At 61.7% G+C, this 25,407-nt stretch carries 28 protein-coding genes; 15 read left to right on the forward strand and 13 right to left on the reverse strand.

What is annotated here, in order from left to right:
• Positions 1-115: 115 nt before the first annotated feature.
• Positions 116-508, forward strand: a complete 393-nt coding sequence (locus Q1V57_RS15155) for a hypothetical protein (protein WP_300532507.1) — start codon at positions 116-118, stop codon at positions 506-508.
• Between the two features lie 73 nt (positions 509-581).
• On the opposite strand, the gene Q1V57_RS15160 is transcribed toward Q1V57_RS15155, so the two are convergent.
• The 5 genes from Q1V57_RS15160 to hemF all read right to left on the reverse strand — a co-directional run bounded on the left by Q1V57_RS15160 (position 582) and on the right by hemF (position 5,663).
• Entirely contained in the window at positions 582-1,838 is a 1,257-nt protein-coding gene (locus tag Q1V57_RS15160; RefSeq protein WP_300532509.1) for a S41 family peptidase, read from the reverse strand.
• Between the two features lie 3 nt (positions 1,839-1,841).
• Positions 1,842-2,843 (reverse strand): GlxA family transcriptional regulator, encoded by a 1,002-nt coding sequence (locus Q1V57_RS15165; RefSeq protein WP_300532510.1) that lies wholly within the window; start codon positions 2,841-2,843, stop codon positions 1,842-1,844.
• 259 nt (positions 2,844-3,102) lie between these two features.
• Positions 3,103-3,810 (reverse strand): CPBP family intramembrane glutamic endopeptidase, encoded by a 708-nt coding sequence (locus Q1V57_RS15170; RefSeq protein WP_300532512.1) that lies wholly within the window; start codon positions 3,808-3,810, stop codon positions 3,103-3,105.
• A gap of 70 nt (positions 3,811-3,880) precedes the next feature.
• A complete protein-coding gene (locus tag Q1V57_RS15175) occupies positions 3,881-4,696 on the reverse strand; it encodes an AraC family transcriptional regulator (RefSeq protein ID WP_300532514.1) in 816 nt (271 codons plus the stop codon).
• Positions 4,697-4,790: 94 nt separating this feature from the next.
• Positions 4,791-5,663, reverse strand: a complete 873-nt coding sequence (gene hemF, locus Q1V57_RS15180) for an oxygen-dependent coproporphyrinogen oxidase (RefSeq protein ID WP_366145179.1) — start codon at positions 5,661-5,663, stop codon at positions 4,791-4,793.
• A 215-nt stretch (positions 5,664-5,878) separates the two neighbouring features.
• Between hemF and Q1V57_RS15185 the strand changes: the two genes are divergently transcribed.
• Positions 5,879-7,222 (forward strand): globin-coupled sensor protein, encoded by a 1,344-nt coding sequence (locus tag Q1V57_RS15185; RefSeq protein ID WP_300532518.1) that lies wholly within the window; start codon positions 5,879-5,881, stop codon positions 7,220-7,222.
• On the opposite strand, the gene Q1V57_RS15190 is transcribed toward Q1V57_RS15185, so the two are convergent.
• Positions 7,219-8,568 (reverse strand): DEAD/DEAH box helicase, encoded by a 1,350-nt coding sequence (locus tag Q1V57_RS15190; protein WP_300532520.1) that lies wholly within the window; start codon positions 8,566-8,568, stop codon positions 7,219-7,221. The two genes, Q1V57_RS15185 and Q1V57_RS15190, sit on opposite strands and share 4 nt — an antisense overlap.
• A 287-nt stretch (positions 8,569-8,855) precedes the next feature.
• Between Q1V57_RS15190 and Q1V57_RS15195 the strand changes: the two genes are divergently transcribed.
• Positions 8,856-9,992 (forward strand): site-2 protease family protein, encoded by a 1,137-nt coding sequence (locus tag Q1V57_RS15195; protein ID WP_300532522.1) that lies wholly within the window; start codon positions 8,856-8,858, stop codon positions 9,990-9,992.
• Here Q1V57_RS15195 and Q1V57_RS15200 read toward each other — a convergent pair.
• On the reverse strand, positions 9,989-10,441 hold the full coding sequence (locus tag Q1V57_RS15200; RefSeq protein WP_300532523.1) for a TrmH family RNA methyltransferase: 453 nt from the start codon (positions 10,439-10,441) through the stop codon (positions 9,989-9,991). The two genes, Q1V57_RS15195 and Q1V57_RS15200, sit on opposite strands and share 4 nt — an antisense overlap.
• 176 nt (positions 10,442-10,617) lie before the next feature.
• Between Q1V57_RS15200 and petA the strand changes: the two genes are divergently transcribed.
• The 8 genes from petA (at position 10,618) to Q1V57_RS15240 (ending at position 16,453) form a co-directional block, all read left to right on the forward strand.
• On the forward strand, positions 10,618-11,244 hold the full coding sequence (petA, locus tag Q1V57_RS15205) for a ubiquinol-cytochrome c reductase iron-sulfur subunit (protein ID WP_300532525.1): 627 nt from the start codon (positions 10,618-10,620) through the stop codon (positions 11,242-11,244).
• Entirely contained in the window at positions 11,241-12,542 is a 1,302-nt protein-coding gene (locus tag Q1V57_RS15210) for a cytochrome b N-terminal domain-containing protein (RefSeq protein WP_300532526.1), read from the forward strand. The genes petA and Q1V57_RS15210 overlap by 4 nt, the downstream gene beginning before the upstream one ends.
• An 11-nt stretch (positions 12,543-12,553) precedes the next feature.
• Entirely contained in the window at positions 12,554-13,354 is an 801-nt protein-coding gene (locus Q1V57_RS15215; protein WP_300532528.1) for a cytochrome c1, read from the forward strand.
• A gap of 77 nt (positions 13,355-13,431) precedes the next feature.
• Positions 13,432-14,313 (forward strand): S-methyl-5'-thioadenosine phosphorylase, encoded by an 882-nt coding sequence (gene mtnP, locus Q1V57_RS15220; RefSeq protein WP_300532529.1) that lies wholly within the window; start codon positions 13,432-13,434, stop codon positions 14,311-14,313.
• Between the two features lie 98 nt (positions 14,314-14,411).
• Positions 14,412-14,807, forward strand: coding sequence for a lysozyme inhibitor LprI family protein (locus tag Q1V57_RS15225; RefSeq protein WP_300532531.1), 396 nt, complete (start codon positions 14,412-14,414; stop codon positions 14,805-14,807).
• Between the two features lies 1 nt (position 14,808).
• Positions 14,809-15,450 carry a glutathione S-transferase family protein gene (locus tag Q1V57_RS15230; RefSeq protein WP_300532533.1) on the forward strand — a complete coding sequence of 214 codons (642 nt, stop codon included), beginning with the start codon at positions 14,809-14,811 and terminating at the stop codon, positions 15,448-15,450.
• A 20-nt stretch (positions 15,451-15,470) separates the two neighbouring features.
• Positions 15,471-15,998, forward strand: coding sequence for an adenine phosphoribosyltransferase (locus tag Q1V57_RS15235; protein ID WP_300532535.1), 528 nt, complete (start codon positions 15,471-15,473; stop codon positions 15,996-15,998).
• Between the two features lie 5 nt (positions 15,999-16,003).
• Complete coding sequence (locus Q1V57_RS15240) at positions 16,004-16,453, forward strand: hypothetical protein (protein ID WP_300532537.1); 450 nt, start codon at positions 16,004-16,006, stop codon at positions 16,451-16,453.
• Between the two features lie 3 nt (positions 16,454-16,456).
• Here Q1V57_RS15240 and Q1V57_RS15245 read toward each other — a convergent pair whose 3' ends face one another.
• Positions 16,457-17,938, reverse strand: a complete 1,482-nt coding sequence (locus tag Q1V57_RS15245) for a peptidase S10 (protein WP_300532539.1) — start codon at positions 17,936-17,938, stop codon at positions 16,457-16,459.
• A gap of 115 nt (positions 17,939-18,053) precedes the next feature.
• On the opposite strand from Q1V57_RS15245, the gene rlmJ reads away from it, so the two are divergent.
• A complete protein-coding gene (gene rlmJ / locus Q1V57_RS15250) occupies positions 18,054-18,947 on the forward strand; it encodes a 23S rRNA (adenine(2030)-N(6))-methyltransferase RlmJ (RefSeq protein ID WP_300532541.1) in 894 nt (297 codons plus the stop codon).
• A gap of 4 nt (positions 18,948-18,951) precedes the next feature.
• Here the strand turns inward: rlmJ and Q1V57_RS15255 are convergent, their stop codons facing one another.
• The gene (locus tag Q1V57_RS15255; RefSeq protein ID WP_300532543.1) at positions 18,952-19,830 is read right to left on the reverse strand and encodes an enoyl-CoA hydratase-related protein; all 879 of its coding nucleotides are present in this window, start codon (positions 19,828-19,830) and stop codon (positions 18,952-18,954) included.
• Positions 19,831-19,842: 12 nt separating this feature from the next.
• Entirely contained in the window at positions 19,843-21,108 is a 1,266-nt protein-coding gene (locus tag Q1V57_RS15260; protein ID WP_300532545.1) for a multidrug effflux MFS transporter, read from the reverse strand.
• Between the two features lie 165 nt (positions 21,109-21,273).
• On the opposite strand from Q1V57_RS15260, the gene Q1V57_RS15265 reads away from it, so the two are divergent.
• Positions 21,274-21,816, forward strand: coding sequence for a TetR/AcrR family transcriptional regulator (locus Q1V57_RS15265; RefSeq protein WP_300532546.1), 543 nt, complete (start codon positions 21,274-21,276; stop codon positions 21,814-21,816).
• Here Q1V57_RS15265 and ychF read toward each other — a convergent pair.
• Positions 21,813-22,913, reverse strand: a complete 1,101-nt coding sequence (gene ychF / locus Q1V57_RS15270) for a redox-regulated ATPase YchF (protein WP_300532548.1) — start codon at positions 22,911-22,913, stop codon at positions 21,813-21,815. The two genes, Q1V57_RS15265 and ychF, sit on opposite strands and share 4 nt — an antisense overlap.
• A 161-nt stretch (positions 22,914-23,074) precedes the next feature.
• Between ychF and Q1V57_RS15275 the strand changes: the two genes are divergently transcribed.
• Positions 23,075-23,668, forward strand: a complete 594-nt coding sequence (locus tag Q1V57_RS15275) for a hypothetical protein (RefSeq protein ID WP_300532550.1) — start codon at positions 23,075-23,077, stop codon at positions 23,666-23,668.
• Between the two features lie 5 nt (positions 23,669-23,673).
• On the forward strand, positions 23,674-23,994 hold the full coding sequence (locus Q1V57_RS15280; protein ID WP_300532551.1) for a transcriptional regulator: 321 nt from the start codon (positions 23,674-23,676) through the stop codon (positions 23,992-23,994).
• A gap of 7 nt (positions 23,995-24,001) precedes the next feature.
• On the opposite strand, the gene pth is transcribed toward Q1V57_RS15280, so the two are convergent.
• On the reverse strand, positions 24,002-24,607 hold the full coding sequence (gene pth / locus Q1V57_RS15285; protein WP_300532553.1) for an aminoacyl-tRNA hydrolase: 606 nt from the start codon (positions 24,605-24,607) through the stop codon (positions 24,002-24,004).
• Positions 24,608-24,707: 100 nt separating this feature from the next.
• On the reverse strand, positions 24,708-25,352 hold the full coding sequence (locus tag Q1V57_RS15290) for a 50S ribosomal protein L25/general stress protein Ctc (protein WP_300532555.1): 645 nt from the start codon (positions 25,350-25,352) through the stop codon (positions 24,708-24,710).
• Between the last annotated feature and the right edge of the window lie 55 nt (positions 25,353-25,407).

Here is a 25,407-nt window from a genome sequence, read left to right on the forward strand (position 1 = left end):
ATCCTTAAGAGTCCTGACCGCAATCATTGATCAAGATGTAGAATACGGATTAGCGCCCGATTCGCTGTTGCGGTTTGTGGCGCTGGCCGATGGCGGACCGGAAAGGATCAGGACCATGGCTGCGAAACTCAAAATGTCCAACGCCGAGACCCAACGCCTCCAGGGTGCTGTCGATCCGTCGGCCCGGGGCGATGTCCACGACGCTTTTACCGACCGTGCCGCTGCCGAACGCGCCATCATGGCGCTGGGCGCGCGCGCTTTTGAAGACCAGGCCCGTCTTGCGGCCGCTTCTGAAACTGCTCCGCCGCCGCGCGATTGGCGTCTCCTGGCCCAGTTTGCTGCGGAATGGAAAGAGCCGGATTTTCCGGTTTCAGGCGGCGATCTGATCCTTATGGGCTACGAGCCGGGCCCGATGCTGGGCGATGCGCTCGACGAGCTCAAGGCACACTGGATCGCCGAGCGTTTCGAGCCGAGCAAGGACGAGCTCCTCGCCCGCCTGAAGCACTAGTCCAAAGCGTTTACGAACGATTGAAGAAATCCCGGCGTCTTCGGCGCCGGGATTTTTCGTGTGGAACGCTGGATTAATCCTGGCGAGATCGGATATCCGTCATCACCCAATTCAGCACGGGATCCTCGCCGGTGCGGAACTGATCCACGGTCGGCTGAATGAACACGTCCGGCTGAATCCCGGGCGTATTCTCGGCTTGGAAACGGTAGAGACGTTTCGAGTAGATCACCTGTCGACCGGAGTTGGGCAGGCTGAACTGCCCGACTTCGGAATAGGACACCGGATTTGCCCCTGTTGGTTCGCCGATCAGGCGAGCATTGAGGATTTGCCGAAACTGGGCCGCATTGCTCATTGCAGCGGAAAAGGTCGTGCGGCCGGTCAGGATGTAGACGCCGTTCCGCCAGTCAACGCTGTCGGTCATCAGGATCGGGCTGGACAACGCCAGGCCAACATAGAAATCGCCACCGCCATTCTCGCGCAGATCGATGATGATGTTGCGGACATTATTCTCGGCGAGGTAGGCGCCCACGAGCGGCCCGAAGCGGAGCATGTCCTCAAACGCCGGATAGGCAGCGAAATGGAAATAGGCTGTTCTCGTCTGGGGATCTGCGGTGATCCAGAGGTCGTCGTTCAACACCAGATCGGCTTCCGGAAACGGGGTGTGCTGCTCAATCCAATTGGTTGTTTTAGCAAGGTATTCGCTCATGGGAAGCGATGTGACAATCTCGGTCGAAAGCGTGCTGTCAGAGGTTTCGAACACGAATTCTGCCGACCCGTACGCCTGTGTAACACCGGCGCCGAACAGCATGTTGTCAACGGTGAGATGAAAGGCGAGGCTGTGCATGAGCCCGTACTTGTTCTCCGCAGGCTGAACGATCGGCTCGATTCTTGCCAGCACGGCTGCGATGGGAACACCGTCGATCGAAACGACCCGTGCGCCCAGATAGCGCTCCAAGGTGTCCGATGCCGAGCGCACGTAGACGCTATCGTCGATCATGAAGAAACGCAGCGGATAATGCCGATGTGGACCAGACATGATCGGAAATTGGGTATGCCCATCATTTATAAGACGCGTGATCCGCATCATCTCGACAACAATTTCATCCTCGGTGAGGACCGGAAGCCGGTCCATCAGCCGCTCTAGCTCGGCCGAGAAGCGCTGTTCACTGACTGAGTGGTAGAGATTGATATGCCCGTCCTGCAGCGCTGAGTGGTAAAACTGGATGTCTTCTCGCCATTGCTCAACCTGATCGCGCCCGTCGGCTATCCCGGGCGAGGCGAGTGCTAAGGCGAGGGTGAGAACTGCGCAGGCTTTAGTTATCGCGTTCACGCGCTACTCCTTGAATGATTGGGATTGATTGTGTTGGTGGCCGAACCGTTGCCGGTAATCGCGCGGTGTTGCACCAACCTGGCGCTCGAAAGCGCGCCGGAAGGCGTCGGCGGACTGAAAGCCGACTGAGCGTGCAATTTCTGCGATCGAAAGTCGGCTTGCCGAAAGCCAGTCCTTGGCCACGTCGATGCGGATACGTTCTATGGCGCGGGCGGGTGTTTCGTTGTGAAGGTCCTTGAAACTCCGCCGGAAATGTCTCTCGCTCAGACAGGCACGGGCGGCCAGGGCTTCGACCGACAAGTCCTCTGTCAGATTGTCGGCGATCCAGGCCAAGAGACCCGCGAACTTGTCATTCTCGGCAGCTTGGCGCTGCAACAGCGAGGAGTATTGGTTCTGGCCACCGGGACGGCGGAGAAAGACCACCAGTTCGCGCGCGACCTGGGCCGCGACACCTGCACCCATGTCTTCTTCAACCAAGGATAGGGCCATATCGATGCCGGCAGTGATACCCGCTGCTGTGATGATCCCATCGTCGCGCACGAATAGCGCATCAGCGGCAATGTTGAGGTTTGGGAAGGCTTTGGCGGCTTCGTCGACATGATGCCAGTGTGTTGTGACCGGGCGCCCGTCCAGAATCCCCGTACGGGCCAGGATAAACAAACCTGTACAAACGCTTCCAAGGCGCCGGGTCTCTGTAGCGCGTCTGGAGACCCAGTCGACTACCCGTTGAGGGATTCTATCCGGCCTTGAACCGGCGCCGCCCGGTACGATGAGTGTGTGAAGTGGCGGACAGTTATCGAGGCTGGCGTGGGCTCCTATCGTGACGCCGCTTTCCGTTGTTACGTTCTCGCCGGTCTCGCTGATCAGGAGCGTTTCGTAGGAGGTGGCGGTATCCGAGCCGCAGCTATTCGCCTCCGCAAACACTTCCTGCGGACCAAACAAGTCGAGCGCCTGAATGCCTTCGAAGACCAGAAAGCCTATTCGTATGGTACGTTTTTCTGCCATGCGCGGAGAATTACGCGAGCATCGTCATGGCCGAAAGGGCTAAAAAGCGACAGAATCGGACATGGGGGCGGCCGACCCCTGCCAATCGACATCGCTGCGCAGCCGAAGAGTGTAACCGGACTGCACGGTCTCCGGCGGCGGTCGCATTTTAATGGGCGATGGGCGAGGAACAGCTGGTCGATTGCCTGAAGCACTTGCGTGGACACGCATTCAAGCCAAAAAGCCCCGGCCAGCTGGCCGGGGCTTTTTCGTGTTGGGTCTACCAGTCTGCGTCGAGATAGAGCGCAGTAAAGCCGAGCGTATCGACGAGACCATGGGCGACAATCAATGGCCAGAGATTGCGCTTGTAGACGAGGTAAAGCGTGCCCAGGGACAAACCAATCAATCCGGTGACGATGAGGCCGCGCAGGCCCTGATAGTAGAAGTGGGCGATGCCGAAAATCGCTGCCGGGATCAGTACGGCGAGGAAGAGGGCAAGGGGCAGGCCTTGCGTCACCCGCTCGGCGCGGCTGACCATGAAGCCGCGAAAGAACAGCTCCTCGCCGAAACCGGCAGACACCCAGGCCAGTGCCAGCCAGAGCAAATAGACCGCCAGATTGCCCCGGATGTCGCCCCATCGGTCCTCTACGCCATCCGGGAGCGCTCCGGTCTGCCACAGGCCGAATGTATCGCCGAGCATCGCTGTGCCAGCCCCGACGCCGAGGATGACTACGACACCGAGCAGAATTTGCGGCAGTAGAAGGGCCCAGGACTTCCAGCCGCCCGGGTTGCGCAAGCCAAGCTGCGCCCAGGTTTCGCCGCGTGCGTGCAGGTAAAGCGTCGCAACGGTAAGCACCACGGCGAGCGAGATCGGCCCGGAGAATTTCCAGATAAACGGGTCGAGTGCGGCTTTCGTGCCGAAGGCAATGGTGACGCCGGCCGTCAGTTCGACGGCGGCGCGGAGGCGGGAATGGGTTTGTTCAGTCATGCAAGCGCTTTCACTTTGGGGAGGTGCCCTTTGCGGGTCTGATCCCGGTGTAAGCGCTGGCGCGGCATAATTATTGAATGATCGTGCCGTGCGTGCGGGTGTCGATCAGCTTGGACCAGGCCCTTGGTGTGACGCCCAGCGTCGCCTTGAATTGCCGTGTCAGATGGGCTTGGTCGGAAAAGCCGCAGGCATAGGCCGTTTCCGCAAGGCTGAGGCCGCTGAAGATACAGGCCTTGGCCCGATCGAGACGGCGCAGAGTGGCATAGCGATAGGGGCTGGTGCCCAGCAAGGCTCGGAAGTCACGCGAGAGTTGCCAGCGCGACACGCCGGTTGCCGTTTCCAGGTCTTCCATCTGGATCGGCTCGATCAGATGGGCGTCGATAAAGTCGCGAGCGGCCAGCACAGATACCTTGTCAGGTGTGCGGGGCTCGGCCTCACCGGCATCCAGTGCGCACAGGGTCTCGGCCAGCTCAGCCAGTGCCGTTTGCCAGTGCAGCGGGGCGAGCGGTGTGGAGAGATCCTGTACCAGTTCAGCAATCAGCGTGATGAGCCGAGTATCCGTGCTGCGTCCGCCCTGAATGAAGGGCAGGGGGCGTCCATCGAGAGCCTCAACCAGGTTCGATGGCGCGATATTGATACCGCGATAGCGAAATCCGTCCTCGGTCCCGGCCTGTCCGTCATGCAGCTCGTCGGGGTGCAATACGACCAGCTCGCCCGGCAGGGAAAACCGGCAGGCGCCGCGATAATCGAAGCTCTGAACCCCGGCTAGCGTCAGGGCAAACGTATAGGTGTCGTGCCGATGCGGCGCGAAAGCGCGTCCACTGAAGGCGGCTTCGAAGCGTTTTTGCGGCCCGGCCGCCGTGATCACCCGTCCTGTTTGCGACATCGCCCGATTGGCACCCTCGTTTCCTTGAGGTCTGCATAATCGGGCATTGAGGTCTGATGAAGCGGGATTAGGCGGGCGAAAATCCACGTCCCGCTTAGGGCCATTTCGCCTCGGGCGGCATGGAGGACAGGATCGACTTCACATTGCCGCCGGTCTCGAGTCCAAACTTGGTACCGCGATCATAAAGCAGGTTGAACTCGGCATAGCGGCCGCGACGGACCAGTTGTTCCTCGCGATCATCCTGGGTCCAGGGCGTCTGCATGCGGCGGCGCACCAGTTGCGGATAGACATCCAGGAAGGCCAGGCCGACATCGCGGGTGAAGGCGAAATCGCCGTCCCAGTCGCCGGTATTGTGCCGGTCGTAGAAAATCCCGCCAATGCCGCGCGGCTCGTCGCGATGGGGCAGGTAGAAGTACTCATCGCACCATTTCTTGAAACGCGCGTGGAAATCTTCGCCATGCTTGTCACAGGCCGTCTTGCAGGCGGCGTGGAAGTCCTTGGCGTCGTCATGCTCCTGGGTGCGCGCGCGGTCGAGCACCGGGGTCAGGTCCATGCCGCCGCCGAACCACCATTTCGTGGTGGTGATGAAACGGGTGTTCATGTGGACTGCCGGGACGTGCGGATTCCACATGTGGGCAATCAGCGAGATACCGGATGCCCAGAAGCGCGGGTCTTCTGCTGCACCGGGAATCTGGGCGCGGAATTGCTCGGAAAACTCGCCATGAACGGTGGAGACGTGAACGCCAACCTTTTCGAACAGCCGGCCCCGCATGATGCCCATGCGACCGCCACCCTGATCCTTGCCCCGGCTCCAGTCCTCGAACTCGAAGCGGCCGGCTTGCGGGCCATAGAGCTGGGCGGGGGCCTCGTCCTCAAGGGTCTCGAAAGCGTGGCAAATCTTGTCGCGAAGGTCTTCGAACCAGGCGCGGGCGGAGGCCCGGGCGAGGTCGATGTCGAGCGTGTCGATGGCAGAAGTCGTGGTCATGGCGACATGGATACGCCCTTTGGCCGCCGGTGCAAGTCTTCTAGGCGCGACCGATGCGCCGCCCGTGCTGAACGATCCGATGTATAAGAAATGAGCCGGTTTGGGTGCGCTCGAAGGCTTCTGGTTAATCCGCGTTTACCCTCGCGGCGTCATCAAAGAGCCCAATTAGATTGCGGAAATTCCAAAGGGTTTCAACCATGAGCACGATGAGCATCGCCAATCGCCTGGCCTTTCTCAAAATCGACGAACCGGGCCGGCAGGCCTTGCGTGAGGTCCGGCCCCTGATCGAGCAGGAGATGCCGGCGGTGCTGGAGGCCTTTTATGCTCATCTCGCCGCTCATGAGGAGAGCCGCGATTTCTTTGCCTCCGGGGAGCGGGTGTCCCACGCCAAGCAGAAACAGAGCGAGCACTGGAGCCGGATGCTCGATGCCCGTTTTGACGATGCCTATGTCGAATCCGCGCGGACTATCGGACAGGTTCACAACAAGATCGGGCTGTCGCCGAGCCTCTACATGGCGGGCTATTCCTTCGTCATGTCCGAAATCCAGGCGGCGATTATCCAGGACGGCTATAGCCGCCTGCACAACCGCAGTGCGGAAACCGCTGAACGTGTCGCGGCCTTTACGCGTGTGGCCATGCTCGACATGGACCTGGCCCTGGAGGTCTATAGCGAGAGCCGAAAGGCGGACGAGGACAAGGCGCGTATCGAGGCGCTGACGGCTGAGTTCGAGCAGCAGGTGATTGCCATCGCCGATCAGGTCCTGTCTGCCGCAACCAGCGTCAAGGATGCCACCGACACCATTGCCAGCAATGCCAAGACCAGTGGCGATGAAATGACCACGGCCTCTTCGCGGGCCACAGATGTGCGCAAGTCGGCGGAAAGTGCGGCGGCATCAACCACTCAAATGACGGCTTCGATCAGCGAGATTGCGCGTCAGGCCAGCGATACGGCAACCCAGAGCAGTTCGGCCTCGCAATCGGCCCAGGTCACGGTCGAGACCATGACCCAGCTCGCCGCGGCTGCCGATAAGATCGGCGAGATTGTCACCCTGATCGAGGCCGTGGCCGAGCAGACCAATCTACTGGCTCTCAATGCCACCATTGAGGCGGCCCGGGCAGGTGAGGCCGGCAAGGGGTTTGCCGTCGTGGCCTCCGAGGTCAAAGCTCTGGCCAGCCAGACCGGCAAGGCCACCGAGGATATCAGCCGCCAGATTGCCGGTATGCAGGAAACTGTCGGCCGCGCGGTGCGTGAGATCGATTCGGTGAGCACATCGATCGAGGATGTGAGCGCGACCGGTGCATCGATCAGCGCGGCGGTCGAGGAGCAAAACGCCGCGACGGGTGAAATCTCCCGCAGCGCCGAAATGACCGCCAGCGCCGCCGCCGAGCTGGATACGCTGATCTCAAGTGTCGGCGAGGGCGCGCGTGCGGCCTATGAAGCCTGTCGAGCGGTGGCCGGTGAGGTCGATGACCTGCAATCCCAGTCCCGCGCCATGCGCGAGAATATCACCGGCTTTCTCAGCAAACTGCGCGCCGCCTAGGCCGCGGCAGCGCCACCGGATCTGCGCGGCTTGCGCCGAGGGCGGCGTTTTGCCTGTGCGTTACCGGATCCCTCAGCTGGCTTTGCCGAAGGCTTGCCTTGCCCGCGCTGGGCGCTGGGCTTGCCCGGAGTTGCAGATTTGCGCTGTCCACCGGAACGCCCCTGGCCGCCGCCTCTGTGTCGCTGGCCACGCTGGGGCTTCTTGGCCGGTTTCGGGCAATGCAGATCCGCCCCTTCGTCCGTAAGGTGGAAACCGATCGTCTTCTCGATGTCGCGCAGCAGGATGCGGTCGTCCATTTCCACCAGGGAGATGGCAATGCCGTCGGTTCCGGCCCGTGCCGTCCGGCCGATACGGTGGACATAGACCTCCGGTACATTGGGCAGGTCGTAATTCACCACGTGTGAAACATTGTCGATATCGATGCCGCGCGCCGCGATATCGGTGGCGACCATGATCTTCACATCGCCGGACTTGAAGGCTTCGAGCGCCTTTTCGCGCTGATTCTGGCTCTTATTGCCGTGAATGGCGACCGCCTCGAGCCCGTCCTTGCCGAGATTTTGGACAATGCGGTTGGCGCCGTGCTTGGTGCGGGAGAAGACAATGGCGCGTTCCACCGCCTGGTCGGCAAGGATGTCGCGCAGAGCATCGCGTTTCTCCGATCGCTCGACGAGCATCACTGTCTGCTCGATGCGCTCGACCGGCTTGGATTGCGGCGTCACGGCAATCTCGGCCGGGTCCGTCAGGAATTGATTGGCCAATTGCCGGATCGGCTTGGGCATGGTGGCCGAGAAGAGCAGTGTCTGCCGGGTCTTGCGCAGCTTGCTCATGATCTGACGGATAGCCGGCATGAAGCCGAGGTCCATCATCTGATCGGCTTCGTCGAGCACCACAGCCTTGATCTTGTCGAGCCGCAGGGCGCCGCTGCCGGCGTGGTCGAGCAAGCGGCCCGGTGTAGCCACAAGAATATCGACACCCGGTTCCAGCCGCTTGATCTGCGGCCGCGGCTTCACACCGCCGACGATGACGGTGTGGCTCAGCTTCAGGAACTTCGAATAGGTCGCAATGCTGTCGCCGATCTGGGCGGCAAGCTCGCGGGTTGGGGCCAGGATCAAGGCGCGGCAGCCACGCGGTCCGGCGCGCTCATCGCTGGCGGCCAGGCGGGTCAGCAACGGAAGAACAAAGGCGGCTGTCTTGCCGGTACCGGTCTGGGCGATGCCGACAAGGTCGCGCCCCTCAAGCAGGACAGGGATGGCCTGGGCCTGGATCGGTGTGGGTTGGGTATAGCCGGCTTCATCAACGGCTTTCTGGACGGGCTGCGCCAGTCCGAGATCAGAAAAAAGGGTCAAAACAAATACCATAAAAGGCGCAACCGGCCGGGCCGGAGCGCGAAAATCAAATGAACGAAATGAGCGTAGATCAGCCGTCCGGCGAAGCGCATCGGGGCGCGGTGGATCGGCGATCCTGTTGGGCCGCGATCTCCCGGTTGCGGGAGGCCTACGCGCGGCGTGCTGGTGCCCATATGGGCCGGAAAAGCATCAAAAGCAAGCGTTGCGCCGGGTGCGCGGCGAAGCCGCACCCCGAAATACGCGGTTGAATCTGGCTCGGGCACGGGTTTTCGGCCTACACTCGCAAGATGAGGCCATACATCTTTTCGGTGAAAGTCTACGGCGTCGTCGTCCGGGCCGAGCCGTCCTGGTTGTTCCTGGTTCTGCTCGTGGCGTGGTCGCTGGCGGTCGGGTTCTTCCCGGACACCGAGGCCGGGCTATCGACGCAAACCTATGTGTTGATGGCGGTACTCGCCGTTCTGGGTCTGACCTTTTCCATCATCGCCCACGAGCTGTCCCACACCTTTGTCGGCCGGGCTTTCGGCCTGCCGATCAATCACGTCACGCTTTTTATCTTTGGTGGTGCAGCCGAGCTTGAGGAGGAACCTGACCGGCCTTTTGTGGAGCTGGTGATGGCGCTGGCCGGGCCGCTGATGAGCCTCTTGCTCTCGGGCGTGTTCGCGCTGGCCGCAGATCTGCCCGGTCTCGATGGAGCAGGGCTGCCGCTTGGCCTGGTGTTGGGATATCTCAGCCTGATCAATCTGCTCCTGGCTCTGTTCAACATGGTGCCGGCCTTCCCGCTCGATGGCGGACGGGTGCTGCGGGCCATCATCTGGATGTTCGGAGCCAGTCAGCGGCAGGCGACACGGATCGCCAGTATTGCCGGCGAGGTCTTCGCCGCTTTTCTGATGGTCAACGGGCTGCTGGTCCTGCTTCTGGCCGGCGCGGCGGCGGGACTGTGGTGGGTGCTGATCGGGTTCTTCCTGCGCTCGGCCGCTCGCTCCTCGCGGTTACAACTGGAAACCCGCCTGGCTCTGCGGGACTTGCGCGTCACCGATTTGTTGCGTCCAGGTCTCGAGACCATTGATGCCCGGGCCAGTGTTGAGACGTTCATCCGTGAGGTTCTGGTCCTGCACCATCGCGATTGGTGCCCGGTGGTCGATCAGGGGCAATTGATTGGCGGGGCCGGGGTTGCCGAAGCGCAGGCGGTGCCGGTCGAGGATCGTCCAAACAGGCGGGTCGGCGAAATAGCGGTGAAGCCGGAGGCCGGACAGCTCATCAATGCGCACGCCAGCGGCGACGCGGCTCTAAGGCGCATGCAGCATCATCATCTCGATCGTCTGTATGTCGTGGACGGCACGCAGCTGACCGGTGTCCTCATGGCGGCCGATTTGGTCGCCTATGCGCGGATGAAACACCGTTTCGAAGATGCGGGCATAACCTAGGCCGGGCCGAGCTGCCTTTGCGCTTCTGCCAGCGCGATCCCGGCGCTGACCACCACGTTCAACGACCGGGTTTCGGGGCGAATCGGTATCACCACACGGGCATCGGCTGAATTGTGAACCTCATCGGGCACACCGGCGCTTTCCCGGCCGAATAACAGCCGGTCATCGGGCCGGAAGGAGAAATCCCAAAGGTTGTCAGCAGCTTTGGTAGTGAACAGAACGAGGCGACCAATTGCCGCGTCTGCACTTGATGTGTAGTGGCTCCAGGAGGCATGCCGGAGGGGTGAAATAGCCGCCTGATAGTCCATTGCAGCCTTCCTAATCCCTTTAGCTGTAAGGGGAAAAGCACATGGCTCGATGATGTCCATCCCAGCCCCGAAACAGGCGGCAACGCGCATTGCGGCCCCAAGGTTCTGCGGAATATCAGGTTGAAAAAAAACGATACGCATTCTAAGCCGCGCTCACGTCGAAATTCGGGAAGTGTACGCCGCGCTCCGCGGCACTGCGATACGCCCATCGACGATCGGTTATGCGGCGTCAAGTCCGGACCCCGGATTTGACTGCCGATTTTCTGGGGCAGGGGATGCCGTCCGGCTCCCCAAGATAGAAGAGAAGAGGTCGGCTCGTGACGGAAGATAACGGCGCGCTCGACGGACACGGGGAAAAACCCTCCCGCCGCGACTTCATCTACATCGCTGCAGGCGGCGCGACCGCCGTTGGCGGCGGTCTGGTGCTTTGGCCATTTGTCGATCAGATGAACCCGGCAGCGGATACGCTGGCTCTGGGCTCGATCCGGGTCGATGTTTCCCAGCTCCTTCCGGGCTCGGAAATGACGGTGATGTGGCGCGGTGCGCCGGTCTTCATCCGTCACCGCACGGAAGAAGAGGTGGCTGAGGCCCGTGACGTCGAATTGTCGGCTCTGCCCGATGAAGACGCACGCAATGACAACCTGCCCGAGGGCACGCCCGCGATTGATGCCAATCGCGTGCTGCGCTCCGAGTTCCTGATCGTCAAAGGCAATTGCACCCACCTGGGCTGCGTGCCGACGAGCCAGGAGACCAATGCGGGTGGCGAGTACAATGCTTGGTACTGCCCGTGCCACGGTTCGCACTACGACAAATCTGCGCGCATCCGTCGCGGCCCGGCACCTGAAAATCTGCCGGTTCCGGACTATTTCTTCGAAAGCGAAACCACCGTGAAAATCGGTCTGAACGATGAAGAACGCGCTAACTCCGGGTGGGCTGTAGCATGAGTGGACCTTCAACTTACGAACCGAAAACCGGCTTTACCAAGTGGCTCGACTCGCGCCTGCCGATCGTTCGCCTCGGCTGGGACAGCTTCGTCGATTTCCCGACGCCGCGTAACCTGAACTACTGGTGGACCTTCGGCGGTATTCTCGCCGTCTTCCTGATGATCCAGATCATCACCGGTATCGTTCTGGCGATGCACTACGTGCCGCACGAAGCCTATGCGTTCGACAGTGTCGAGCGCATCCGTCGTGACGTGAATTTCGGCTGGATGATCCAGTCCATGCACGCCAATGGCGCCGCCTTCTTCTTCGTCGCGGTCTACCTGCACATGTTCCGCGGCCTTTATTACGGTTCCTACAAGGCGCCGCGCGAAGTGCTGTGGATCCTGGGCGTTGTGATCTACCTGCTGATGATGGCCACGGCCTTCATGGGCTATGTCCTGCCGTGGGGCCAGATGTCCTACTGGGGCGCTATCGTGATCACCAACCTGATCGGCGCGCTGCCCTTCGTCGGCGATGCGATCCGCGAATGGCTCTGGGGCGGTTTCTCGGTTGGCCAGGCCACCCTCAACCGCTTCTTCTCGCTGCACTACCTCTTGCCCTTCGTGATTGCCGGCGTTGTCGGCCTGCACATCTGGGCGCTGCACGTTCCGGGCAATGGCAATCCTGTCGGCCTCGAAGTGCGTGGCGGCAAGGACGGCAAGAAAGATACGCTGCCCTTCCACCCGTATTACACGGTGAAGGACGGCTTCGCGATCCTGGTCTATCTGATGGTCTTCGCGGTCTTCGTCTTCTTCCTGCCGACGGTTCTCGGTCACGCGGATAACTTCATCGAAGCCAACCCGCTTTCGACCCCGGCGCACATCGTTCCGGAATGGTATTTCCTGCCCTTCTACGCGATCCTGCGGGCCATCACCTTCGACATCGGCCCGATCGATGCGAAGCTCGGCGGCGTGCTGCTGATGTTCGGCGCCATTGCGATCCTGTTTGTCCTGCCCTGGCTGGATACGTCCAAGGTTCGCTCCATGCGCTACCGTCCGCTGACGCGCTGGTTCTTCATCTTCTTCGTCCTGACCTGCTTCGGTCTGGGCTGGTGCGGTGCAAAGAACCCGGATGACTACGTGCTCGGTATTGAGGGCTTCAAATTCCTCTATTTCGGCCAGTTCCTGACGCTCTACTACTTCGCCTACTTCCTCGTCGTTCTCCCGGTCATGGGCATCGTCGAGAAGCCGAAGGAGCGTCCAGCCTCAATTGAAGCGGCAGTTCTGGGCAATAAAGCCAGCGCCCAGCCGGCGGAATAAGGATCAAGATCATGAAAATGACCCGTCTTATTGCAGCCGGTCTGGCAGCGCTTGGTCTGTCCGCGGCGGCTGGTGCTGCTCCGGGCGACTACAAGGCTCCTGAGCACCATCACTGGCACCATTCCGGTCCGTTCGGCACCTATGACCGTTCGGCTATCCAGCGTGGCTACCAGATCTATGTCGAGGTCTGCGCCTCGTGCCACTCGATGGATCTGCTGAGCTTCCGTAATCTGGGTGAGCGCGGCGGTCCGTTCGAGGATGAGCGCTTCCCGAACGCCAACGATAACCCGCTGGTCATGCAGCTGGCCGCGTCCTACACGCGCCAGTGGGCTGGTGAAGTTGACGATGCCGGCGATCCGCGGATCCGCCCGGGCATCCCGGCCGACACCTTCCCGGCACCGTACGAGAACGAGCAGATTGCTCGTGGCTCCAATAATGGTGCCCTGCCGCCGGACCTCTCGGTCATGACCCGCGCCCGTCACCACGGCACCGATTATGTCCGCTCGCTGATGCTGGGCTACAAGGACGCGCCGGAAGGTGTCGAGCTGGGTGCCGGTCAGTATTACAACGAGTATTTCGGCCCGATCTCGATGGCTCCGCAGCTTGTCGACGGTCTGATCGAGTATGCCGACGGTACGGAAGCGACCAAGGAACAGATGGCGGAAGACATTGCCGTCTTCCTGACCTGGGCTGCCGACCCGCACCAGGATATCCGCAAGCAGACGGGGCTGATGGTGCTGCTTTTCCTCTTCGTCCTGACCATTCTGGTCTATCTGGCCTATCGCCAGATCTGGGCGAACGTCGAGCACTAGGCATTGCCGAACGCTGAACAGAATCAGGCCGCGGCGTTCGTCCGCGGCCTTTTTCTTGGCCGCCAGGGAGTAGATTGATGAGTGAATGGACGATTGGTGTGATCGGCGGTTCCGGGCTCTACGCCCTGGAAGGGCTGGAAAATGTTCGGACCCAGGCTTGGGAAACGGCCTGGGGTTTCCCCTCTGCCGAGTTGACCTTTGGTGAGCTGAACGGCGTCAATTTCGTCTTTCTGCCGCGCCATGGCTCCGGCCACACCCTGTCTCCGTCCGAACTGCCCTATCAGGCCAATATTGCGGCACTGAAACAGGCCGGCTGCACCGATATCCTGGCGATCTCAGCCTGTGGATCGCTGCGCGAGGACTACGCGCCGGGCCATTTCGTGCTGATCGACCAATATGTCGACCGGACCCGGCAACGCCCGATGAGTTTCTTCGGTGAGGGATGTATTGCCCATGTGCCGATGGCTGACCCGGTTTGCTCCCGTCTCAGTGGTCTGGCGTTTGATGCGGCGCAGGATGCCGGTATCGCGGCCACGCGCGGCGGCTCCTATCTGGTCATGGAAGGTCCGCAATTCTCGACCCGCGCGGAAAGTGAGCTTTATCGCTCATGGGGGCTGGATGTGATCGGCATGACCAACATGCCCGAAGCTCGTCTCGCCCGCGAAGCCGAGCTGCCTTATGCCGCTATTGCCATGGTGACGGATTATGACTGCTGGCACGAGAGCGAGGACAGCGTCGATGTTGCCGCCGTGCTCGAGGTCATGCAGGGCAATACGCTCAAGGCCAAGGCGATGCTCAGCCAGCTTGCCACGACCTTGGCCAATACCGAGCGGACCGCCTCGCCGGACGGTATCGAGACCTGCCTGGATACGGCCATCGTGACCCCGCGCAGCCATCGCCTCGGGGCTGCTGTAGAGCGGCTTGCGAGCCTGGTCCCGCGCGTTTTTGCAGCGGATTGATCAATTTCCGCCCACGCGGGTCTTTTGCGCCTGCGACCGGTCGTCCATAAAGACCATCCGGTTGGTGAAAGTGTGCCGGGTTTGCAGCGGGGGTTGTCATGCTGAGTGTGGTTTTGAGTTCAACTCTGATGCTGGCGGTGCAAGAGCCGATCACTCTGCCGCGTCCGGCCGTGGAATGCGCCCAGCATCTCACCAATGCCCGCGCCCGGCATAATTGCCTCGAAGACTTGCTCGGCCAGGCCGAGACGCAAATGGACGCTGCGGCCGCAGGAGCGTCCGAGGAGGCCGAACTCGCCGATCTGGACAGTGGGGGCATGTTTGGCGCTGCTGCGGCCCTGGAGGCTGCTCAGGCCGCTTGGATGGCCTATCGTGATGCCGAGTGCGCGCGCCGTGGTGCGCTCATGATCCTGAGCGAGGATTCCCGTCGCGATGTGCTTCTGGATTGCCAGATTTCCCTGACCCGTGCCCGCACCACGGAATTGGAAGAGGCCTGACGTGTCGAGACCCCGCCTTTTTATCGGCAATCGCCGTTTCTCAAGCTGGTCGCTGCGGGCCTGGCAGGTGTTGAAGAAGTCTGGCCTGGACTTCGAGGAAGTTCTGATCCCGCTGAACGATGTTGATACGCGGTCGGCCATCTCGGCGATCTCGCCTGGCGGTACCGTGCCGGCGCTGCATACCGATGACGGGGTGATCTGGGATTCTCTGGCGATCTGTGAATGGGCCGCGGAACAGGTGCCATCGCTCTGGCCGGCGGCCGCGCCGCTCCGGCACCGGGCCCGCTCGGCAACGAGCGCGATGCATGCCGGCTTCCTGGCCTTGCGTGAACATTGCCCGATGGATCTGGGGCGTGAACCCGCGGCTATGGAGCTGAATGACGCCACGCGGATGGATGTCGCGCTGATGCAGGCGCTCTGGCATGATGTCGCCACTCCGGCCGGCCCTTACCTGTTCGGTGAATGGTCGATCGCCGATGCATTCTTCACCCCGGCAGCGACCCGTTTCCGCAGCTATGCCATTGATCTGCACAGCGAAGCGCAAGCCTATTGCGACCGGCTGCTGGCCGATGAAGACTTTCTCTCCTGGGAAGCCGGTGCGCTCGAGGAAGACTTCCCCAACCCCTATGAAAACCCGATCTAGCGGCGCAATGAGTGAATGCCATGGACCTGAAATCCGCGATCCGCACGATTCCTGACTACCCCAAGCCGGGCATCATGTTCCGCGACGTGACCACGCTGATCGGCGATGCGCGGGCCTTCCGCATCGCCGTTGATCTTATGGTCCACCCCTGGGCCGGTACCAAGATCGACCGGGTCGCCGGGACCGAGGCGCGTGGCTTTATTCTCGGGGGTGCGGTGGCGCATCAGCTGTCTGTCGGTTTCACACCGGTCCGCAAGAAGGGCAAGCTGCCCCATCGCACTCTGATCGAGGAATACGAGCTCGAATACGGCGTCGATTCCATCGAAATTCATGTCGATGCGATCAATGAGGGTGACCGGGTCTTGCTGGTCGATGACCTGATTGCGACCGGAGGTACGGCCGAGGCGTCGATCAAGCTGCTGCAGCGGGCCGGAGCCACCGTTGTCGGTGCTGCATTCGTCATCGATCTGCCCGATCTGGGCGGGGCCAAACGGATTGAAGCGTTGGGCGTGCCGGTCTCCTCGCTGGTCGAGTTTGACGGCGAGTAGGCCCAATGTGGCGGGCCAGGCAAATCCTCAGCGCCCACCCGGTTTCCTACTCCATGGTGCTTCTCATTCTCGCATTCGAGGTGAGCTATGGCCTGGCCTGGGCCGTGCTGGGTCTTGCGGCGAGGCTGGGGTTTCTCGGTGAGGGTGCCCTTAACCCGCATATGAGCGATTTCATCGCCAGCACCAGTTTCCTGCAGGAGACCGCTTTCTTTGGCAGCGTCGCTTTCCTGGTCGGCTCCCTGCTGCTGCTCCTCGCAGGCTCACGCCGGGTTCTGCCGGTGTTCGTTGCCGCGTTCCTGCTCGACAAGTTGGACTGGTTCGCCCTGACCGGAAACGAGCATTACGACAATATTCTCGCCGGCCAGTCGGAGTTGAGCGGGTACGCGGCTATCGCCGCGCACACACTCGTTATCTACCTGCTTTTCAGCCTGCGGCTGAAAGGCGATCTGCGCTAGCGCCTAGTCGGCGATCAGCTCCCGCACATCCCGGGCGAAAACCTCCAAGGACGGCTCGTGGATGTACATCATGTGACCGGCTTCATAATAGGTGAAGGTCACCCGGTCCTGATCGAAGCCAGGCTGGTTGAACATAAGCTCGGCTGAGAAGAACGGTGTGGCGAGGTCGTAATACCCCTGCGCGACCAGCACTTCGAGATCGGAATTCTGACGCATGGCCCGTGCCACCCAGGGCACGACATTGATGTAGTTATTGCCGCCGGATCGGCCGGTATCCCAGTTCCAGCCGCGCACGCCGCCAATGGTGGAATAATACTCGGTGATCTCGACGCCGAGATTGCGGGTGAAATAGTCCAGCATGGAGGCGGTGAAGCTGGCATCGATGCCATAGAAGCTCGGGTCCGTCTCCGGCCCCTCGCCGACAGCGTCGACCTCGACACCGGTGAAGCGGCTGTCGAGACGACCGACAGACAGGCCCTCATCGCGGCGCAGCTCACGCTGGAAGCGGCGCAGCGAGACCCGCATATTGGCGCGTTCCAGGAAGTCCTCGGACAGGCCGGTAAAGGTCGCCAGGCCGGAAATGACGCTGGCCTGGCGCGTCGCATCGAGCGTGACGCCGTACATCAGAGCCGGCATGTATTCCTCGATAGCAAACTCGCGCGCATCAGCCAGGAAAGCTTCCAGGTCATTATCCCAGGCCGCCCGATCGACCTTGTCGTGATACCACGCCGTCGCGGCAAAGCCCGGCATCAGCCCGACATAGCCGATATCATTGCCTGGCGAGGTGTCGTCATAGCGGAAGTCCAGAACCGTGGAGATCAGCGCGACGCCATTGATCGCCACATCGGTATATCCACCCTCAAGCTCATTCAGCAGTGCACCGATCCGCAACGTGCCATAGCTTTCGCCCAGCAGGTATTTCGGCGAGTTCCAGCGGCGGTTCTCGCTGAGCCACAGACGGATAAATGCCGCCAGGCTCTCGGCGTCCTCGTTCACACCCCAGAAGTCAGAGGCGTCGGTGTCGCCCAGGGCGCGGCTCCAGCCGGTGCCGACCGGGTCGACGAAGACGAGATCGGCAACATCGAGGATGGAGTGGACATTCTCGACGATGTCATAGGGCGCGGCGCCGTCATCTTCGGCATTGGGCAGGGCCAGGCGCTGCGGGCCAAAGACGCCCATATGCAGCCAGAGGCTCGCCGAACCCGGACCGCCATTGAACACAAAGGCCACCGGGCGCGTACGCGGATCACCCATATTGTCGGCAATATAAGCGGTGGTGAAGATCGATGCGGTCGCATTGCCGTCGCTGTCATGCAGGAAGGTTTCTCCGGCCGTGACGGAGTAGCGGATACGCTGGCCATCAATGGTGACCTGGCCGCGGCTTTCATAGACGCGCGGTTCCGGCGTGTCGCCGTTCTCCTGAGCCTGGGCGGGTGCAAGGCTGAGCGTGGCCGCGGCCAGCGCAGCGGCAAAGGTACGGAACATGGATGATCTCCCCGGTGATTTTCGCGGCAGTCTAGTCAGCGTGGCGCAGGTCGTGAAGTGACCAGCCTGTAAGCTAAGACTTGGGGCTAAAGCCAAGTTGGGGTAGGGCAGGCGGATGAATTATCGCCACGCTTTCCATGCCGGCAATTTTGCCGACATTCTCAAACACCTGGTCCTGACCCTTTGCCTTGAACATCTCAAGGCCAAGCCCAAGCCAGTGCGTTATATCGACAGCCATTCCGGCATCGGTGCCTATGATCTGGCCTCCGAAGAGGCCGAGCGCTCGCCGGAATGGCGGGACGGGATTGGCAAACTGCTGGATGCCGATATTCCCGAAGCGGCCCGCCCGGCACTGGCGCCTTATCTCGAGCTGATCCGCGAGATGAACCCCGATGGGCTCAAATCCTATCCCGGCTCGCCGGAGATCGCTGCACGGCTCTTGCGCGAAACTGACCGCATGCACTTGTGCGAGCTGCACGCTGCCGACGCGGTAACGCTGGACGAGCGTTACAAGCGCGACAAGCGGGTAAAGGTTGAGAAACGGGATGGCTACAAGGCGATCCAGGCCCTGGTGCCGCCGCCTGAAAAGCGCGGCCTGGTGCTGGTTGATCCGCCGTTCGAGGATCGCGACGAGCTGGCCCACATGGCCGAGGCGGTCATGGGGGCGATTGGCAAATGGCCGACCGGCACATTCATATTCTGGCGGTCCTTGAAAAACCTCTGGGCCGCGGACCGCTTCGATGCCGGTCTCGCCCATTGGCTGATCACGGAACAGGGCATTGACCCGGAAAAAATCCTGCGTGCGGACCTCTGGACCCGGGACCTGGCCAGCGAAGGCAAGCTGGCCGGTGCCGGTGTGGTCATCGTCAATCCGCCCTGGACGCTTGAAGAGCAGCTAATTGGAGCGCTGCCCTGGTTGGCGGATACCCTGGCCCAGGGCGATGGCTATGGCTGGCGCGTGGATGGGGCATTCACCGACGAGGATCTCGAGGATCTGGCTGACGATTAAAGCCTCAGTAGTTTTCCCCCGCCTCATCCCACCAGGGATGCCATGACGGCAGATCGCTGGAGACCTTGCCCGGGAATTCCGGCGGACGCTTTTCGAGGAAGGACATCACGCCTTCCTTCGCATCCTCGCCCATACCCGCTTCCAGAATGCCCAGGGTCTCAACGCGATGCGCTTCCATCGGGTGGGCGGCGCCCTGCATGCGCCAGGCCATGCGCCGCATCATCGCCAGGGAGACCGGCGAGCAGCGCTCCGCAATCTGGCGGGCCCGGTCGCGCGCCTCTGCCATCAGGTCCTCGGCCGGCATGACGCGGGCGACGAGGCCAGCCTCATAGGCCTCTGCGGCCGGGAAGGTCCGGCCGGTCAGGCCCCAGTCCATGGCCGTGGAAATGCCAACGACGCGCGGCAGGAACCAGCTGGCGCAGCCGTCCCAGACAATGCCGCGGCGGGCGAACGGGTAGGCGAATTTGGCGTCGACCGAGGCCAGGCGGATATCCATCGGCAGGATCATGGTCGCCCCGATACCCACCGAGGCGCCGTTAATGGCGGCGATGACGGGCTTGAGCGAGTTCCAGATGCGCAGATTGAGCACGCCGCCGCGGTCCCGCCATTTGGGATCCTTGGGATCGAACGTTCCCTCATGCTGGGTCTGGGAGACCATGTCGAAAGTCTCTACCCCGGTGGCCAGGTCGGCGCCGGCGCAAAAGGCCGGCGATTCCCCCGTGACGATGACCGCCTTGACCGCATCATCCGCGTCGGCCGCGTCAAAGGCGGCCATGATCTCGTCGCCCATCTCATAGGTGAAGGCATTGAGCCGGTGCGGCCGGTTCATGGTGATGGTCGCGATTGCGTCCTCGACCTCGTAGCGGATCGTTTCAAACGTCATGTCTTTCCCCTCCTAGTGATGGGCCTCATCTCCGGTGCCGAAGAGACGCCCGCCCTCGGTAACTAGAATGATCGCTATCGCCGCCGCGCCCAAAAGGGTCTGGCCGGCGATTAACGGTATGGCTGTTCCGTCGTAAAGCTGGCCGATGGCCCAACCGAAAAAGGTGCCGCCAATCCCGCTCACCACGCCATAGGCGGCGGATGCCGTTCCGGCGATATGGCCCATGGGTTCCATGGCGATGGATGAGAAATTCGCCGCAATCAGGCCGAGCGCCGCCAGCGACACGGCGAGCAGAACCAGGAAGGCGGCCGTGCTTTGCACGCCCATAAGCAGGGTTGCGGTGTGAACCAGGCTGACGCTGGTGAAGATAATCAGGGCAGTATGCGCGAGGCGCCTTTGTCCCAGCCGCTGCACCAGGCGTGAATTGATAAAGCTCATCACCCCCATCCCCGTTGCAATCGCGGCGAAGGCGAGGGGGAATTGATTGTCGCCGAGGCCATAGGTCTCCACGAAAACCTGCTGCGAGGAATTGAGGAAGGCGTAGAGGCCGCCGAAGAAGGCCATGGCGGCCAGCGTGTAACCGAGCAATTGCCGGTTGCGCAGGGCTTCGGCAAAGGTGGCGGCGATGGTGCGGACGCGCAGTCCGACGCGATATTCCGGATGCAGGGTTTCGGGCAGGCGGAGCTGGATCCAGGCCAGCAAAATCACCCCGAACACAAACAGCGCCCCGAAAATCCAGCGCCAGTCGGCGACGACCATGATCAGCTGCCCCATGGCCGGAGCCAGGACCGGAACCGCCATGAAGGCCGTCATCACCAGCGACATGATCTCTGCCATGCGCCGACCGGAGGTCAGGTCACGGGCGATGGCGACGGTGATAACACGGCTGGCGGCGGCAGCAGCGCCTTGGGCAAACCGGGCCAGCAACAGCAGGGTAAAGCTTGGCGTCAGCGCACAGATCAGTGTGACGATGAGATAAACCGCAATCGCCCCCATCATGACCGGCTTGCGTCCGAAGCGGTCGGAGAGCGGGCCATAGACGATTTGGGCAATGGCGAAGCCGAGCAGGTAGGAGGCGATCACATTCTGCTGGCTGTTGGCGTGCTGGACCGAGAGGTCCTCGGCGATATCGTCGAGCGCCGGCAGCATCATGTCGATCGACAAGGCGACGAGGCCGGTAATCGCCACCATCAAGGCGACCAGCTCCCAAAGCGGCAGCGGCAGTTCGGAGGCGTCGCCGGAGCGGGAAGCGCGGGATGGGGGAGGAGATGGGGTCATGGAGGCCGGGACTTTGGGGTGCTCTGGGCTTATCCGCAAGCGTGTTGTTTTGTTTGCGCAATGATGGCTTTGCGCCGGATGTCATCTGCGGGCTAGGACCGGGCCATTGAATGCGCCGCGCCAACCGCCTATCTATCACATGGTAGAAGGTGGTGTGTGGTGCATATGGAACGCGCTCAAAAAGCAGAAGAAATCCTCGACGCAGCCGAGCGCCTGGCGCGCCGGGGCGGCTATGGCGGTTTCAGCTTCCGCGACCTGGCCGGTGCTGTCGGGATCAAATCTGCAAGCGTGCACTATCATTTTCCAACCAAGGAAGATCTCGGCGTCGCCATGACGCAGCGCTATAATGATCGCTTCCTCGACAGTCTTGGCGATCCGCGGGACAGCCGGTCACCGGAGCAAAAGCGCGCCGCCTTTATCGCCGGCTTCCGCACCGCTCTGGTCGAAGAAAACCTGATGTGCCTGTGCGGTGTGCTCGGCGCGGAGAGCGCCTGCCTGCCCGAACCGGTCGCCGACGCGGCCCGCGCCTTTTTTGATCGCACGCGGGACTGGCTCGGCGCCGCACTCGAGAGTGATCCTGATCTGGTCGATGATCAGGCACGCGAGGCGGCCGCGCTGGAACTCGTCGCTCGGCTGGAGGGCGCCATGATCATGGCGCAGTGCATGAAGGATGTGAGCGTGTTCGACCGGGTAACGGCGAGCGGTTAGACGTTGAACCGGAAGTGCATCACATCGCCGTCCTTGACGATGTAGTCCTTGCCTTCCGCGCGCATCTTGCCGGCTTCCTTGGCCGCGCTTTCCCCGCCGCACTCGACGTAGTCCTCATAGGCGATCGTCTCGGCGCGGATGAAGCCCTTCTCGAAATCACCATGGATCACGCCGGCCGCCTGCGGGGCAGTCCAGCCTTCATGAATGGTCCAGGCGCGGGCCTCTTTCGGGCCGGCGGTTAAATAGGTCTGCAGGCCGAGCAGGGAGTAGCCCGTGTGGATCAGGCGATCGAGACCGGGTTCGGTCAGGCCGATGGTCTCGAGATATTCGGCACGCTCTTCCTCGTCTTCCAGCAGCGCCAGCTCGCTCTCGATCTTGGCCGAGATGACCACGGCCTGGGCACCTTCTTCCTCGGCACGTTTGATGACGATTTCAGAGTAGGCATTGCCGTCGGCGGCCGAGGCCTCATCGACATTGGCGATGAAGAGGACCGGTTTGGTGGTCAGGAGCTGCAGGCCGCGCCAGGCTTTCTCGTCATCCTTGGAAATCTCGGCAAACCGCGCCGGCTTGCCGTTATTGAGCTGCTCCAGGGCGATATCGACCAGGGCGAGGGTGGCCTTGGCCTCCTTGTCACCGGACTTGGCCTTCTTGTCCAAATTGGTGCGGCGCTTCTCCAGGCTTTCCAGATCGGCGAGCATCAGCTCGGTCTCGACGGTCTCCAGATCGGCCAACGGGTCGATCTTGTTGGCGACATGGGTAACGTCATCATCATCGAAGCAACGCAGCACATAGGCGATGGCATCGGTTTCGCGGATATTGGCGAGGAATTGATTGCCCAGGCCCTCACCCTTGGACGCACCGGCAACCAGGCCGGCAATGTCGACGAAATTCATGCGCGCGGGCAGGACTTCCTTGGACTGGGCGATCTCCGCCAGCTTGGCGAGGCGCGGTTCGGGCACGGCCACATCACCGACATTGGGCTCGATGGTGCAGAAGGGGTAATTGGCAGCCTGCGCAGCAGCTGTCTGCGTCAGCGCGTTGAACAGCGTTGATTTGCCCACATTGGGAAGACCCACAATCCCGCACTTAAATCCCATGATCTTCCGCTTTCCGCTCTGGCATGTCCTGTGTGGCGGCGTTTCAAGCGCGTTCCTTCCAAGAAGGCAAGGCCTAGACGCAACATGACCGCGGGTTAATTCGCACTGGCAATAAGTTTGTGATACAAATCTATGTGCAATGAAGAACGGAAGGACGTGCAATGATGACTAAGACCCTGGAATCCGAGCTTTTCCGCCGCCGCTTCGATGATGGCGCGCTCGACCTGTTTGCCGGGCTGGCGATCTTCTCCATCGGCATTGGCTGGATGTTCGACATCGTCGTGCTGGCCGCCATCATGCCAGCCGTGTTCTGGCCCTTCTGGGCGGTGGTGCACAAACGCATCGTGGTGCCGCGTCTGGGAGAGGTGGAGTTCAGTGAGGCCCGCAAGGCCAAGATATCGACCACCTATATCGCGCTCCTCATTCTCGGCACGGTCAGCTTTCTCTTCGGTCTCATTGCCTTTGCCCTGGTGGAGGGCTGGATCGACAGCGTGCAGGAGATCGCTGTGCCGCTGATCCTGCTCGTGCCAAGCCTGGTGATGGCGTTTGCCGCTGTGATCGGTTTCCTGATGCTGGGCGCCATGCGCATGCTGGTCTATGCCGCTGTCTTTGTGGCCAGCGGCGTGTTGATGCAGATCGTCCTGCCCTATCACCCCGGCCACTCTCTGGCTCTCGGCGGGGCTCTGCCGCTGCTATGCGGTGTGGTCATGCTGATCCGCTTCCTGCGCGCCTATCCGGTGCTGGACGAGGGCTAGAGCCGATGACATCTGCGAGCCCCATACTGGCCGCCGTGCTGCAGGCGGACCGTGTCATCCATGAACCGGTCCGCTTGTGCGTGCTGACCTTGCTGGCCAGTGTTGAGAGTGCCGATTTCGTCTATCTCCAGCGCATGATGGCGCTGACCGGCGGCAATCTCTCCACCCATATCGGCAAGCTGTCCGAGGCGGGCTTGATCGAGGTTGAGAAGGGCTATGCCGAAAATCGTCCGCGCACGACGCTCAGCCTGACCGATAGCGGGCGTGAAGCGCTGCAAGCGCATGCTAAGGCATTGGTCGCGCTGGTTGGGCCGTTGGCCAAATAGCCCGGTCTCAGTCGGCGTCCGGCTTGCCGCGCTTGACCGGCTCGGGCGCCGGCGCCTTGTGCGTGACCTGGGTCTGGAAGGCGTCGAACTCGCCTTTGGCCAGGAGGTCGACCGAAGCGGCGATGGCGTCGAGCAGATCGATCAGCCATTTTTCCTCTGACTTGGAAAAATCCGACAGCACATAGCCGGTAACCCGGTTGCGGTCGCCTGGATGACCGACGCCGATGCGGCCGCGGCGGAAATTCGGGCCGAGCTGGCTGGTGGTCGACTTGATGCCGTTATTGCCGGCCGCCCCGCCGCCCAGCTTCAGCCGGAACTTGCCCGGGGCGAGATCCAGCTCGTCATGGAAAACCACGACCTTCTCTGGCGGCACCTTGAAGAATTTAGCAGCCTCGCCAATGGCATGGCCTGAATTATTGTAGAAAGTCTGCGGTTTGAGCAGGAGCAGTTTTTCCGAGCCAAGGGTCAGCTCAGTGGCCAGTCCCTGGAAGCGTTTGCGCCAGGGGCCGCAATGGAAGGCCTGGGCCATGACGTCGAGCGCCATGAAGCCGACATTGTGACGGTTCTTGAGGTATTTCGGCTCGGGATTGCCGAGCCCGGCGAGGATCATCATGGCGTGACCTGGCTTTTCTCAGCAAAAGGCCGCGAACCCTTGCGAGCCGCGGCCTTTGAAACAGCGTGTCTGCTCCGGCGATGGAGCAGGGCGCGAAGGCTTATGCCTCGTCACCGCCTTCAGCAGCTTCGCCGTCAGCAGCTTCGCCTTCAGCGGCGTCTTCATCAGCAGCCGTAAGCACAGCGCGCGAGCCCTGCAGCGTGGCAACGGTGAAGTCGCGATCGGTGATCGTCGGCGTGGCGCCTTCCGGCAGTTTGATGGCGGAGATGTGCACCGAATCGCCGATATCGAGGCCGGTCAGGTCGGCTTCGATGAAATCCGGGATCTTGCCGGCCGGAACCAGCAGTTCGACATCGTGGCGGACGATGTTGAGGACGCCGCCGCGCTTCATGCCCGGAGATGCGCCTTCATTGACAAAGCGAACCGGGATTTCGACGTTGATCTTGGAGTCTTCGTCGACGCGGAACAGGTCAACATGCATGACCTTGTCGGAGATCGGGTGGAACTGGATGTCGCGGGCGATAACCGACTGGCGCTTACCTTCGTGATCCAGCTCCATCATGTTGGAGAGGAAATTGCCGGTCAGCAGAGCCTTGCGGACTTCATTGCCGCGCAGGTTGATCGAGACCGGACCCAGCTTGCCGCCATAGAGAACGCCCGGCACGAGGTCTTCACGGCGGGCAGCGCGCGCGGCGCCCTTGCCGGTACCTTCACGAACGTCAACGGTGAGAACGATGTTGCTCATCGGTCCTGTTCCTTAAATGCAAGCGCCGCCTCAACTCAGCGGGCGGCGACTTTTA

This window comes from Maricaulis sp., assembly GCF_030149425.1.
In the GTDB taxonomy this organism is placed as follows: domain Bacteria; phylum Pseudomonadota; class Alphaproteobacteria; order Caulobacterales; family Maricaulaceae; genus Maricaulis.